The sequence below is a fragment of the Paenibacillus sp. J31R98 genome, from assembly GCF_056269245.1.
Genome location: NZ_JBWDNO010000003.1, coordinates 402,902 through 416,771 on the forward strand (window position 1 = coordinate 402,902; position 13,870 = coordinate 416,771).

A 13,870-nucleotide genomic window follows, 5' to 3' on the forward strand; every position below is an offset into this window, starting at 1 on the left:
TTTCTTAGATTTGTTGAATCCGGATCCAGTCGGGAGGCTACCCTAGAATCGGCGAGTCCGTACACCAAATCACATCTTGCTCTGTTCCGTGCAGTTCAAAAATAACAAGTTCATTGTCGCCCTCGCGAAGCAGCGGCGCAGGCACGTATAAAGTACGCTGGGGTCCTCTGTTCCAGTAACGACCGAGGTTGAAACCGTTCAGGAAGACAACGCCCTTCGTCCAGCCTTGCATGTCGAGGAACGTATCAGCCGGAGCGCCCTCCACATGCAGCGTCCCCTTGTAAAATTTCGGCCCCGTTACATCTTCGGAGCTTCTTCTTGCAAAGGAGAGTTGCGACAAATCCTCAAGCGGCAGCGGCCGGATCGTCCAATCGAACAGGAATTGGAAGCCGAGCCTTACCCCTTCCGTAATGCCTTTATGATCTTTCAGGAAAGGACCATAGTTGATTCTTCCCATATTTTCTACTAGAATGTCAAGCCTCGCCCCGCCTTCAGGCACGCCAATCGTCAAAGATTGCGGAACCGGAGCGCGTTCGATAATGCCTTGATAAACGCCATCCAAGAAAACAAGCGCTCTGTCTCTCACATCATGCAAAAAGAGCTGCTCTGCCGGACGTGGTCCAGAAATCCGCGTGGAATAGAGAATAAAGCCGTGTTGCTGGCCCAATCTTTCCATCGGAAGCGGCGTAACGGATTGCATCGGCGCTGACAACACATGCAATTGCTCGAACAAATTTGCTTGTTCTGTTAACTTGACTTGGCCGTAGGCTTGCTTCGGCAGGGGCGGAGGCAGCTCCAGCTCCCCTAAAGGGAAGTAACGGGCAATCACTTGCCGCGCTGCAAAATATTTATCCGTCGGATCGCCTGTCTCATCAAGCATCGCATCATAATCGTAGCTCGTAATGGTCGGCTCGTAACGATCCGGCTCCTGGCAGTTCGCCCCGTTATAGAAGCCAAAGTTCGTGCCGCCGTGGAACATATAGAAGTTAACGGAAGCTCCTAGCTTCAGCATGTCATCCAGCACTTCAGCCGCATCGAGCGCGCCTCGCGTATGATGGGGTTTGCCCCAATGGTCGAACCAGCCGTTCCAGAACTCCATGCACATGAGCGGTCCGTCCGGCTGATATTCTCTCAGCTTAGCGAATGCGGACGCAGGACCCGAGCCGAAATTGACGGTCGACAGCACGCCAGGCACAGACCCGCCTTGCAGCAGCGCATCGGTCGGGCCGTCAGAAGTGAATAGAGGCACATTGATGCCGCGCTTAATGAGTCCGTCCTTCAGATGCTCCAAGTACTTCGCATCATTGCCATAGCTGCCGTATTCATTCTCAACCTGCACGGCGATAATCGGACCGCCGTTCGTGCACAAGAGCGGCTTAAGCCGCGGAATCAGCTCATCGTAATACGCATCTACCTTGGCGAGAAACGCCGGGTGGCTGCATCTCAGCTGTATATAAGGATTTGCCAGCAGCCATGCCGGCAAACCGCCGAATTCCCACTCTGCACAGATATATGGACTTGGCCGAACGATGACATGAAGCCCCAGACTGCCTGCGAGCTCCACAAAGGCGACAGCGTCAGCCATACCCTCGAAATGAAATTCGCCTTCCTTCGGCTCATGAATGTTCCAGGGGATGTATGTCTCCACCGTATTCAGTCCGCAAGCCTTCAGCTTGAGCAACCGATCCCGCCAATAGGCCGGCACGGTTCGAAAATAATGCATCGCCCCGGAGAGCAGCTTTACAGGCTCGCCATCGTAAACGAAACCAGATTTTTCTATTGAAAATGAATGCAATCTGCTCGCTCCCTTCCTACGATATGTAGACAAGAATATACGCGAAAAAAGCGCAGCTCAACGGGATTTTTTCTAGCAGTTACCCTTTTTCCCCCAGTAAGCGGCTCTGCTACTCCACAATTTTCGCAAAGTGCGGATTCAGGCGAAAAAAGAAAAGCGCATAAAAAAAAGCGTACCGCCTAAGGCAGCACGCATGTCCTCTCTTCTCGGCGCGGATCTGATGCTTTGACCCTTACCATTACGCTTACGCTTCTTTACGTTTCACCGGAACATAGATATCCATCTGCAAGCCGCCGGGGTTTGAATTGCTGCGCGAATCGTACAGCTCGAACTCCGTTGTGCCTGCATGCTCGTAGCCTGAATGCGGGAACCACTCGCTGAAGATTGCACCCCAAGTGCTCTGAATCGAGTTGGAGAACTGGTCCGGAGTCACGAGCGGCGTCGTGAACACGGCATATTCGGCAGCACCGAATTCACGGCAAACCAACTCGCTGTCATTGGCTCCTTCGAATGTATCCACTTCCATGCCAATCATATATTTGAACTTGTTCGACTCCATATCGAAGTCATAGCAGAGTCCGAGTTCTACCCGGCTGTCCTTATGAATGCGATTCGGAATCCGGCTGCCCCTTCCGCTGTTCAAATAATCTGTCCAGAACGCCGGAATTTGACGTTGGTTCTCGCCATCGCGCGTGGATGTATGAAGCTCGAAGCCAATGACTTTGAAAGCAGGTTTCGTCACTAAACGGTAATCCATTCGAATGCCTCCCAAATAAGGATTAAATTTGCCTTGCAGGACGTTCAGCCTCGAATAAGCGGTAGGCTTGATCCCTTGTTTGCGATAATCCGCAGGCGTTAGATCAAACATCCGCTTGAATGCGCGCGTGAACGTTTCATGATTCTGAAACCCGTGTGCGAGCGCAATGTCGAGCAGTCTTGCATCCGTGTGGGCTACTTGATAGGCTGATTTCGCCAGACGCCGTTTGCGCACATAATCCATTACCGTCTCGCCAGCCATCGACAGAAAGACGCGATGAAAATGAAAGTCGGACAGCATCGCGATTCGGGCAAGATGCGAAAGTGATAGCTCCTCCGCGATATGCGCTTCCACGTAATCAATGGTCATTTGAATCTGCTTCAAGTAATCCTCTCTCATGGAAACATGTGACTCCCCTCAATTGCTAGCTTCATTGTACCGTACGAAGGTCCGCTAGTTCTTGATGTTTCTTGCCATAAATAAAAAAAACCGTCGGCTATTCCTAGCCGGCGGCTCTTCTAAATCGATTAGCTACTTAAACTTGTCTGGGAACTGCTTGATAATTCCGCTTGCCAGCGTATCCGACAGCATATAGAGATGTGTCAGTCCATCGTCGAACGCCTTGATCTGAGCATCCCAATTCTTCGTCAGCCGTGCGGTTAGCAGCGCAGCTACAAATTCCAGATGGCGGTCTAACATCGACTTCAAGTCGTTGTAGGAAAGGTTCGGATTCGCACCGCTCAAGAATTTGGCGATATCATCGGCATTCCGGTACCACTCCTTATTGAACTTCGCCAAGTCCGCTTGATTGCCGCTAATGGCTGCGCCTGTGATTTGTCCCGCTAGCTGAATATGCTCCCGCAGCAGCGCTGCCAGCTTGTCCCCGGCAGCCTCGCCGTAATAAGGCTTGATCGCGTTGCCAATGTCCTGCTGGTTGCGGAGCAGACGCTCAAGCACCTTGTCTTTGTCAGGTAAATTCGAAGTTGCGCTGACAATGTAGGATTGCGTGTAGATCGCGTGATCTGTCCACAGTCTTCTCAAGTTGTCCTTAAGCTGCCACATCGACTGCGTCCAGCAATTATTGTGACCGTGAGAGTGGTCGAGCGTCCTTGCTTGTACACCAGCCGGAGCCAGACATAAGGTTAACGCCAGGCAGAGCAGTATCACTTTGATGCAACGATTTCGCATAGTTGTCGTTCTTCTCCTTTGTTTGAACCGTCAGTAATGGAAAGCCCCTTATATTGTGGACGTTTCCACTCATTTCATGCATGAAGAGGCAATTAACCCGTGCCAAACTGCTCCCCACCGCATGTAATAGTACGAGTGTGCGGCAGCATGCCGCTATTAAGGGAGGCTGGTAGATTCATATGGCAAGAGCGACAACTAGCGTAAGCAAGATGACCAAAGGCTGTGCAGGCTGCAAAAGGAAACCGGTGCGAGCTGTATTCTCCACAGGCATTCTCCGGCGCAATCCGGGAACGAATTTCGCCCTGATCGATCTGGTCAACCTCGGCACAACGATCGCGAGAGAGATGAGGGTGCAAGTCATAGACTGGTCCAGCGGACTGCCCGTCCCGCTTACGCTATCGCCTTGCAATACGACCACCTGCCTCGTATCACTTGCTCCCGGCACGTCGAACTTCGTCTATGCCGACGTCTCGAATGTGCAGTTCAAATACGAGGTTCGCATCAGCCGCCGCAGCGTGAACCGGAACGTCATCCTTAACGTAACCGGCCTTGGCGAGCAGCCGACTCTAACGCCGCAAACCGGCAACAATGTGCTGCAGCACGGGCTTGTGCGGCTGAAACGGAGACATGTTTGCAAGTAGAAAACACGGTTACCGTTTATCTGTAGCGACTGGCTTTCGTGACAACTGTTAGTGTACAGGCGACTTTCTCGATGAGGATCTCAGATAGGGATCGGTAGCGTGCGAAGCTGAGAGTACAATTTTCGATCTCTCAGCTATGAAATCGACCGATTTTCACTCTGAGAGTGCAATTTTCGATCTCTCAGACGGGGATGTTGCCCATACTGACAGCTTGGCGAGGCTGAGAGTGCAATTTTCGAACTCTCAGCAATGAAATCGGCTGATTTTTGCTCTGAGAGTGCAATTTTCGAACTCTCAGCTATGAAATCGACCGATTGCGCCTCAGACGGGGATGCAGCTCAGCTGCCGATTGCGGCTTTGAGAATGCAGATTTAGCATTCTCAGAATGTCGAAGCTTTTTAGGGCAACCACAAATAAACCGCCCCGATGGGCGGTTTATTTGTGGTTTGTTCTCTAGTCGTTCATTCTCTGCATCTCTTCCCAATATATTGGCTCAGCCCAATACGGGAAGAGAGTTTCGAATAGCACCTGTTTCTGTTCCAAACTTCCGGAATACGTGTCTACTCCTTCGAATAACACCTTTGCTCGATAACCACGGTACTTGAGTTCTTGAAGCGTGCTTAGAACGCAGACTTCGAGCACCAGCCCAATCACAACGATCTCCAGATCAGAGCTTGGCGGTCCGATTGTATCGAGCAACCATTGACTGAAGCCAGCCGGCGAGGCAAAAGGAACACCCGGAACGGAATCCGCTTTACCGCCACCTTCACGAATCCAAGCTGGCGACGGCTCGGATTTCACCCACACAGACTGGTGTTTCATGTCGGAGGGGATGATGGATTCGAAGCCCCACTTTCCTGGAATGCAGCAGGCGGAATTCCCCTCAACATCTTGGCTTATACGATAGTCAGAGATAATCTCAACAATGGAGCATTCTTGGTCGCGTACAAAAGGTAGCAAGGTGTTCTGGATGAATGGCACGCATGGTCGCGGTTGATACATGGCGCCGCCAACCGCCCCGAAGTCGTTCTGTAAATCAACCGAAAGAAAAATAATAGACATATTCCACCGCCTTGAATCATGCGATTATATGTGCTTCTTCCAAGCCTTCTCCCGCTCGCCGATGAGCGGGAACTCGCCGATGCGCAGGCGCGCGCTGCCATACGGCACGAGCGTCAGTTCGGCGAACTCTTGATTCGCCGTCTTCGGATAGATCGGCGGCGTACCTGCATTGTTGCCCTCCATCTTCCACTCGCGGACCAGCTGCCCCGTCGCCTTGAGGCGAACCGGCGCATGTTCCGCATCGAACGGCTGGTACGGAACATCGGACAGGCTCACTTCATACTTGTTATCTGCCAAGAGGCCGTATTTCCAAGGCGTACCCGGGTAGACTTCCCAATCGTGGAACTTCTCCCGCTTCGTCAGCAGCTGCCAGTTCTCCTGAATCGGCAGCGCGTACACGAGCGGTCCACGCTCGACGCTAATCGCATACAGATTGCGAGATACCGTGCGAACCTCCATCGGCAGCGTCAACACAAGCTCCTCGCCGCTTACCCACTCCCGCTCCACGCGCGAATAGCCGTTAACGACATTAAGCTCTTGCTTAACTCCGTTAATCGTCAAGCTTGGCGTATCGCACCACGCCGGGATACGCAGCGAGATCGCGAAGGCTGCGCTCTGGCAATCGAGCGCCACATCAATCGTAACCGTGTCGCGGAACGGATATTCGCCGCCGACGGTTATCGTAGCGGAAGCTCCGTTGCCGACCGGAGCCTGCACCGTGCATGGCGCATATGACACAGCCGCCAGACCGCCGCGGTTGTCGCTCATCCACAGATGCGAAGCCAGCTTCGGCCAGCCTTGATGCATGTTCGCCGTGCAACAGCCGAAGTTCGGCTCAAGACCGAACAGATTCGCTTCATCACCGTTGCTCCAGTTGCGCGGAGCTACGTTGCAGACAATCTGATTCACTTGCTGGTCGTACTGATGCGCGCACCAATCTTTCGAGATCGTCGCAGGCAGCGCGTTGAACGCAACCTTTTCGAGAATGTCCCCGAACCGTCCTTCGCCGAACACGCGCGTCAGATTCTCCATGGAGTACATATATTCAACGACGGCGCATAGCTCGACGCCTTGGCTTGGATGCGTGCCGGACAGCCACTCGTCTCCGGAGAACATGCCATGTGCTTGCCCGTGATACGTCATTAAACTGTCGATGCCGCGATGCACAGCAGCACGCTCCACTTCTGCGCCGCTCAGCTCATATCGGATACCCGGCGTCTTAATGCCCATCGCCACGTTGACGACATGCGTCGTCCAGTCCCATTCTTCGACCTTGCGCCAATACGGGAAGTCGTGAAAAATATCCGTCCAATCATTCGTCTGCTCTGCGATAATGTCCGCCAGCTCGAGCAGCCATGCTTCACCTGTTTCCCGGAATAGCCACTGAATGCACAGCAGCATCTCAGCCCCGCGCGCCTTCGCCCAGCCTTCAAGCGGCATCGCTTCGATCTTCCCGTGGACATAGCCGAAGAACTTGGTCAAGAACGGCACGACACGCGGATCGTTCGTCGCTTCCTTGTACTGCGTCATCACCTTCAGCATGATCATGTAATGCCACCAGTCATGCTTCTTGTTTATATCTTGATTAACCGACTGAATCGTGCCAACAGGTCCGAAGGAGCCGTCTTCCCTCTGGCTCGCAAGCGACCATTCTATCCAGCGCTTTGCCTTGGCAATCAGCTTCTCATCCTCTAGCAAGTAAGCAAGCGGCAGCATCCCGTCCAGATAGTATGGACCGCGCTCCCAGCTCTCGCCGCTTCCGCCGATCCAGCCGTTGTCAGGTCCGACGTCGCCCCAATGCTCCTCAAGATGGCCTGTCAGTCCGTCAGCTTGAATGCGGAGCTGATTCTGCAGCCAGCCTGCCGGTTTAATCGCACCAAGCGGCAGTGCCTGGAACGCGGTATCAATTAGCTTCCTCATCGTCGATTCCATTGTCGTATGTCTCCCTTTGCTCATCGAAATCTGTAATCCTTCCATCCGAATATAGCATGGAGGCTAGCAGACAGCCGATACCCGAACACAACAAGTAATTGTCCAATTACAACATTAAGAAGCAGGATGTGATCTAGAACAATACGTCAAAATCACTTATTATAAAAGCAATACAACCCGTGAAGGAGCTATCATCAATGTTCCGATTCACCTCTCCGCCTATGCCTCACCATATTACTTGCGGGGAAGATAGCTATCCCCCAGGAGTCAGGCATGCCGAACGTTCCAGCATTGGCGTATTCGACCTGCTCATTGTCACGAAGGGCTGTCTATACATGGAGGAAGAAGGACTGTCGCTCACCATCCCTGCCGGTCATTATGCTTTTCTTCGTCCGGATCGCTTCCACCGCTCGCCGATCCCGTGCACGGAAGAAACGCATTTCTATTGGCTGCACTTTCAGACGTTTGGCAGCTGGAGCGAAGTGAACGAACAAGTGCCCTTCCCGTCGCCGGCCAGCACGGAACCGTACATGCAGATCGAAGCTTTCGTCTATCATATTCCGCGGATCGGCGAGCTTCGCACGCCGGAGACGGTTTATAGCTGGCTGCGCCAGCTCATCGCCTTGCAGAGTGAGCCAGCGGCATCCAGCCGATTCCGCCAGCAAGGCATCTTCTTAGACCTGCTGCTCCAGCTGCAGGAGGAAGGCGTCGAAGCGGCGCGAGATGCTCATTTGGCGTTAGCCGACGAAGCAGCCGCGTTCCTGCGCCTTCATTACCGGGAACCGATCAGCTATAAGGAGCTATCGGAACGGCTGCATTTTCACGCTAACTATATTGCGCTGTGCATGAAGAAGGCGTTCGGCTGCACGCCGCTCGAATACTTGACCCGCTACCGCATTGAACAAGCGAAGCACCTGCTGATTCATACGAACGAGCCAATCGGCGCCATTGCCGAGGAGACCGGCTTTCTCACCTTTCCGTACTTCGTCCGCTGCTTCGGCAAACATACGGGGACGCGCCCGAAAGCTTTTCGCCAGCGGTACCGGTAATTAGACCGCCGTTAATCGCCGCTCGCGAACATTGGCAAGCGGACGGTATAATAAATGCACATGTGTTTCAAGGAAGAGAAGAAAGGAATTTGCGCCCGTGAGCAATCCATTATCGCTATCCGCAATCCTATCGATGTGCGGACAGCTTTCGTATAAGAAAGGCGAAGCCGCCTTTCGCAGCGGCAAAGTGGCGATTACGCGCTATGAACCGGACGGGTCGCACTGTGAAGCAGTCGTTAAGCTGCATGAGCGCTTCGACGTAAGCGTGCGAATCGACGAGGACGGCGATGTCGCTGCAGCATGCAGCTGCCCGACGTTATCCTCGTACGACAAGTACTGCTCTCATATCGCAGCCGTGCTGCTCCAGCTGCACGATGCGCAGCATGCGGGACGCTCGCCTAGCCGCGCTGAAGGCAGAGCCGCTTCGTCGCAGGAGCGAGCCGAGCGAGCCGTTGATGGCGAGCTCGCCGCCAGCCTGCTCGGGCTGTTCGCGCACAAGCAGCCGCGGCTGCCTATCGGTTCGCGCGCGATCGTCGAGTCCCGCACGCTGCTTGACGTGACCTTCATCTGCAAGCCGTTCGCTTACGGCAAAGGAAGCGTGAAGCGGCTCTTCGGCATCGAGATGAAGGCGGGCTTGAATCGCCCGCTGATCGTGCAGCAGATTCGCGACTTCCTCGCGCATATTGAGCGGGGCGAAGCCTATCCGCTATCGAAGGCGTTCACCTACGATCCGGTGCAGCACAGCTTCCATCCTGCGGATTATGAGGTTATGAAGCAATTGCTCGCCATTCATCGCCAGGAAAGCATGTACCGCGAGACGACAAGCGCGTATACGATGCACGCAAGTCCGATGAGCGGGGAACGGATGCTGCTCATCCCGCCCTATGCTTGGGAAGCACTGCTTCCGGCGCTGACGAAGGCGCCTTCGGTGATGTTCGAACAGAACGGTGCGCAGTATGAAGGTCTCGCGATCTCAGAGGAGCGGCTACCCCTGCAGTTCAAGCTCGGTCAAGAGGCTAACGCGTCCGACAAGGACATGGGATTAGATAACAGCTATCAGCTGGAGGTTAACGGCCTTAATCGAATGACGATTATGGAGGACTACGGCCTTGTCATCGCAGACGGCGGTAAGCTTGTGCCGCTGCCGCCGGATGGCTGCCGCAGACTCCTCGAGCTGCAGCAATTGCTCGAGGAGTCCGGCGCGCGCGATCATGTCGCGATCCGATCTGAACAAATCGAGCCGTTCATGGAGCGCGTCGTCCCCGGCCTGCTGAAGCTTGGCAGCGTTCATATCGCGGAAGCGGTCGAGAACCGTGTCACCCACCGACCGCTGAAAGCCCGGCTGTATCTCGACCGCATTCGAGATCGGCTGCTGGCAGGGCTCGAATTCCATTACGGCGAGCTGATCATTAATCCGCTCGAAGCGACTGCAGATATCCAGCGCCGCGGCGGTCTTATTCTCGTGCGTGACGGCGAGCGGGAACGGCGTATTCTCACGCTCATGGAGGAAGCCGGGTTCGCGAAGACGGAAGCCGGATATTTCATGGAGGATGAAGAAACGGAGTATCAGTTTCTGTACCATATCGTCCCTCAGCTCGAGAAGCTGCTGACGGTGCATGCCACTTCAGCCGTCAGGACGAGAATTCATACGGGCGGTCCGCCGCCGAAGGTACACATTAAGATGAATGAGCGGACACACTGGCTCGAATTCGAGTTCGACATCGCCGGCATACCCGAGACGGAGATCAAGCGCCTCCTTCAGTCGATGGAGGAGAAGCGCCGCTATCACAGGCTGCCGAACGGCTCGCTGATGCCGCTCGAAACCGCCGAGCTGCAAGAAATGATCCGGTTATTTAACGAAGCTAAGTTTACAGTGAAGGATCTCATGGCGGCAGGCATTCACGTTCCTATGCTGCGCGGTCTGCATCTCATGGAGCAGCATCGAAGCAGCAAGACAATCACGATGGACAAGTCGTTCCGTCGGCTGCTCGACAACCTGCGAAGCCCGGACAATCTAGACTTCCCCGTGCCGGACAGCTTAGCGAATGTGCTGCGGGACTATCAAGTTTACGGTTATCAATGGATGCGCACGCTCTCGCATTATCATTTTGGCGGCATACTGGCGGACGATATGGGCCTTGGCAAAACCGTGCAGGCTATCGCGTTCCTCGTGTCTCAGCTGCCGGAGATCCGTGAACACCGGCTCCCTGCCATCATCGTCGCGCCTGCTTCGGTCACGTACAATTGGCTCCACGAGCTGCGCCGGTTCGCGCCGCAGCTTCGCGCTGTCATCGCCGATGGCACGAAGACGGAACGCAGCCGAATCGTGAAGGGCGCGGCATCGGACGCCGACGTCATTATCACTTCGTACCCGCTGCTGCGCCGGGATGCCGAGCTGTACGTGGGACAATCGTTCCACACGCTTATTCTCGATGAAGCGCAGGCGTTCAAGAACTATACGACACAGACGGCGCAGACCGTGAAGCTGCTTGAGGCTCGCTACCGCTTCGCGCTGACGGGCACGCCGATCGAGAATCGGCTTGATGAGCTGTGGAGCATCTTCGATGCCGTCTGCCCGGGGCTGTTCCCGAAGCGGAAGGACTTCGCAGAGCTGACGCGCGAGGCGATTGCGAAGCGCGCGCGCCCCTTCCTGCTGCGCAGGTTGAAGACCGACGTGCTGAAGGAGCTGCCGGAGAAGATCGAGACGCAGCTCGCCGCCGAGCTGCTGCCGGAGCAGAAGAAGCTGTATGCCGCGTACCTTGCGAAGCTGCGGCATGAGACGCTGAAGCATCTGGACAAAGATACGTTCCAGCGCAATCGGATTCGCATCTTGGCCGGACTGACACGTCTGCGCCAATTGTGCTGTCACCCCGCGCTGTTCGTCGAAGACTACGACGGCAGCTCCGCCAAGTTCGAGCAGCTGCTTGAGCTGATTGACGAATGCCGCAGCGCCGGCAAGCGGATGCTCGTCTTCTCCCAGTTCACGCAGATGCTCGGCATCATTCGCCGAGAGCTGACGGAGCGCGGCGTGCCGTTCTTCTATCTCGACGGCAGCACCCCATCAGCTGAACGCGCCGAGCTAAGCGCCCGCTTCAACGATGGCGAGCGGGAGCTGTTCCTCATCTCGCTCAAAGCCGGCGGCGTCGGCCTTAACCTGACCGGTGCCGACACGGTCATTCTGTACGACCTGTGGTGGAACCCCGCCGTCGAGCAGCAGGCCGCCGACCGGGCATACCGGATCGGCCAGAAGAACGTCGTGCAGGTGATCCGGCTCGTCAGCCGAGGCACCGTCGAAGACAAAATGTTCGAGCTCCAGCAGCGCAAGAAGGACCTCATCAACGAGGTCATCCAGCCTGGCGAGGAGGCGCTGTCCGCCTTGAGCGAGTCGGAAATCCGCGAGCTGCTCATGCTCGGTCCCGCATAACGCGCAAAAAACCGTATCCCCGTTGGCGTTGGGGATACGGTTTTTTTTATAAGCTTTCAACTCGTCTTTACTAACGGTACGGAGACGCGTTATTCAGACATTTTCGGCGGCTCTGAGAATGTAACGGATCACAGGAACCTTTATTGCCTGCAAATTAGCCCATTTAGGGGCAATATCGGAGCAATAGCTTCTCTGTGGTCCGTTAGCGCGCCAGATCCGAGAAAAAATGGCGAATAAGCGTTGTACGTTCCGTTAGGCCGATAGGCAGGCGTGAATCGCGTGCTCTCGGTGCGTTAGCGCGATCACCCTAGGATCTTGGCCACTCGCATCAATCCCGCGCCGCATTCAGCTCGATCACATTATGGTCAGGGTCCATAATGAATATCTGCGCGAAGCCTGTGATGCTGTTCCGGTTCGACCTGTGCGGAATGTCGCACTTCGTCAGCCAATCGATCGTGGCGTCGAAGTCGGCGACGCGAATCGCAAAATGCCCATCGCGCGTGTCGATGCCGCCGGTACGCTTCGTCTCGCCATCGTGCATGATGAGATGCAGCTGCTGTCCGCCTGCGCCAATTGCATACCACGCGCCTGCAAAATCAAACGCCGGACGCTGGATCTCCTCCAGCCCGATCACCTCGCGATAGAACGCTTTGGACCGATCGATATCCGTTACAATGATGCTTACATGATGGATGCCTTCATGCTGCAGCATAATCACTTGCCACCGCCTTTTTTTTCCACCATTATAACATCGAACCCATCGCTGTGAACGTTAATTTGCGTCAGGCAGCCCGAACAGCTTCGTCCACTTCGTGCCGTTATTGATCGTTTTATACACGCCGGAGCCCGATGAACTCGTCACGGCCATATAACCGCTTGCCGGTGAGACGAAGGACAGCTTCGCTTCATACCCCGGAACGCCGCTCGGCAGGTTCTTCCATGTCTTGCCGTCATCAACGGAACGGCCGAACTGAACCTGATCCAGCGCACCGCTCCCAGCAACCATATAGGCTGCCGAGTGCCCGATAACCACCATATCCGTCGGTCTACCCGCCGGTCCAGGCAACTTGCCTACAGGCACAGCAGGACCCGGGGCCGGTCCGCCCCCTGCCGTCGTATTCGAGATCATCTGTTTCCAATGCGCGCCTGCATCCGTCGTATGGAAGACGGAGTACGAGGTCTGCGACATGCCGGAATCGCCGTACAGCACGACCCACACATCAGAGCTATCCGTTCCGTAGATTGCGCCGCCGTAATTCACCGATGACTTGACGGCAAGCGAATTGACCCACGATTTTCCGCCATCCGTCGTCTTTATCACTTCATAGCCTCCGGTCGCTTTGACAATAATCGCCCACGCTTTATCCTGCGTCATGAACTGGACATACCGCGTGTTCGGCGGCGTTGCTACCTTCGTCCAGCTCTTCCCGCCATTCTTCGTCTTGAACGTAAATTGGCGCGTAAATCCGTAGCCGACATTCTCATTCAGAAACTGAATGCGGTCGAAGCCATACTGCCCTGTTCGCACCCATGTGTAGCTCGTTCCGCCGTTCGTCGTCTTCAGCAGCGTGTTCTGCTTCTCCGCGCTCGTCTTCGCCAGCACATAACCGACCGAGTTGCTCAGGAATTGCATCTGGCTGAAGCTCAGCTTGCCTGTATTATAGATCGACTGCCAGTGACAACCGCCGTCCGACGTACCGATCATGAACCCGTTCCCAGCCGCACGCCCGATGTTCGCACCTAGAAATTGAACCGCTTGCAGATGGGCATTGCCCGTATCCTTCATCGCCACAAGCTTCAGCCCGTGGTCATCTGTCCGGCATCCGACAGGTGCCGCAGCCGCAGATTCCGCCGATGCGCCGGCTGGTGCAGCCAACCCGCTAATTAACGTGCCGGCCAGGAGCGCAGCAGCCGTGAGCATGTTCATTACTTTCTTCATCATCCATTCACCCCGTTCTTGTAGTACCCTGCCCTTAATCAGGATTCTCTCTTACTTCTTACGACGATGGAGCTGATTCATAA

The 13,870-nt window shown here is 55.1% G+C and carries 10 protein-coding genes; 3 read left to right on the forward strand and 7 right to left on the reverse strand.

What is annotated here, in order from left to right; all coding sequences use genetic code 11:
- Positions 1-37 precede the first annotated feature (37 nt).
- The 3 genes from AC0YNX_RS15470 to AC0YNX_RS15480 all read right to left on the reverse strand — a co-directional run bounded on the left by AC0YNX_RS15470 (position 38) and on the right by AC0YNX_RS15480 (position 3,740).
- Positions 38-1,795: a glycoside hydrolase family 35 protein gene (locus tag AC0YNX_RS15470; RefSeq protein WP_475816569.1), complete on the reverse strand. Its 1,758-nt coding sequence runs from the start codon at positions 1,793-1,795 to the stop codon at positions 38-40.
- A gap of 244 nt (positions 1,796-2,039) precedes the next feature.
- Complete coding sequence (locus tag AC0YNX_RS15475; protein WP_475816570.1) at positions 2,040-2,951, reverse strand: GyrI-like domain-containing protein; 912 nt, start codon at positions 2,949-2,951, stop codon at positions 2,040-2,042.
- A 132-nt stretch (positions 2,952-3,083) separates the two neighbouring features.
- Entirely contained in the window at positions 3,084-3,740 is a 657-nt protein-coding gene (locus AC0YNX_RS15480; protein ID WP_475816571.1) for a glycosyltransferase, read from the reverse strand.
- Between the two features lie 179 nt (positions 3,741-3,919).
- Here AC0YNX_RS15480 and AC0YNX_RS15485 point away from each other — a divergent pair, with 179 nt between their 5' ends.
- The gene (locus tag AC0YNX_RS15485; RefSeq protein WP_475816572.1) at positions 3,920-4,381 is read left to right on the forward strand and encodes a hypothetical protein; all 462 of its coding nucleotides are present in this window, start codon (positions 3,920-3,922) and stop codon (positions 4,379-4,381) included.
- A 453-nt stretch (positions 4,382-4,834) separates the two neighbouring features.
- Here the strand turns inward: AC0YNX_RS15485 and AC0YNX_RS15490 are convergent, their stop codons facing one another.
- Positions 4,835-5,443 (reverse strand): hypothetical protein, encoded by a 609-nt coding sequence (locus tag AC0YNX_RS15490; RefSeq protein ID WP_475816573.1) that lies wholly within the window; start codon positions 5,441-5,443, stop codon positions 4,835-4,837.
- 24 nt (positions 5,444-5,467) lie between these two features.
- Complete coding sequence (locus tag AC0YNX_RS15495) at positions 5,468-7,420, reverse strand: beta-L-arabinofuranosidase domain-containing protein (RefSeq protein ID WP_475816574.1); 1,953 nt, start codon at positions 7,418-7,420, stop codon at positions 5,468-5,470.
- Between the two features lie 152 nt (positions 7,421-7,572).
- Here AC0YNX_RS15495 and AC0YNX_RS15500 point away from each other — a divergent pair, with 152 nt between their 5' ends.
- Positions 7,573-8,424 (forward strand): helix-turn-helix domain-containing protein, encoded by an 852-nt coding sequence (locus AC0YNX_RS15500; RefSeq protein ID WP_475816575.1) that lies wholly within the window; start codon positions 7,573-7,575, stop codon positions 8,422-8,424.
- Positions 8,425-8,521: 97 nt separating this feature from the next.
- Positions 8,522-11,848, forward strand: a complete 3,327-nt coding sequence (locus tag AC0YNX_RS15505) for a DEAD/DEAH box helicase (RefSeq protein WP_475816576.1) — start codon at positions 8,522-8,524, stop codon at positions 11,846-11,848.
- Positions 11,849-12,176: 328 nt separating this feature from the next.
- On the opposite strand, the gene AC0YNX_RS15510 is transcribed toward AC0YNX_RS15505, so the two are convergent.
- Positions 12,177-12,560 (reverse strand): VOC family protein, encoded by a 384-nt coding sequence (locus AC0YNX_RS15510; protein WP_475816776.1) that lies wholly within the window; start codon positions 12,558-12,560, stop codon positions 12,177-12,179.
- 60 nt (positions 12,561-12,620) lie between these two features.
- Positions 12,621-13,790 carry a WD40/YVTN/BNR-like repeat-containing protein gene (locus AC0YNX_RS15515; protein WP_475816577.1) on the reverse strand — a complete coding sequence of 390 codons (1,170 nt, stop codon included), beginning with the start codon at positions 13,788-13,790 and terminating at the stop codon, positions 12,621-12,623.
- Positions 13,791-13,870 lie beyond the last annotated feature (80 nt).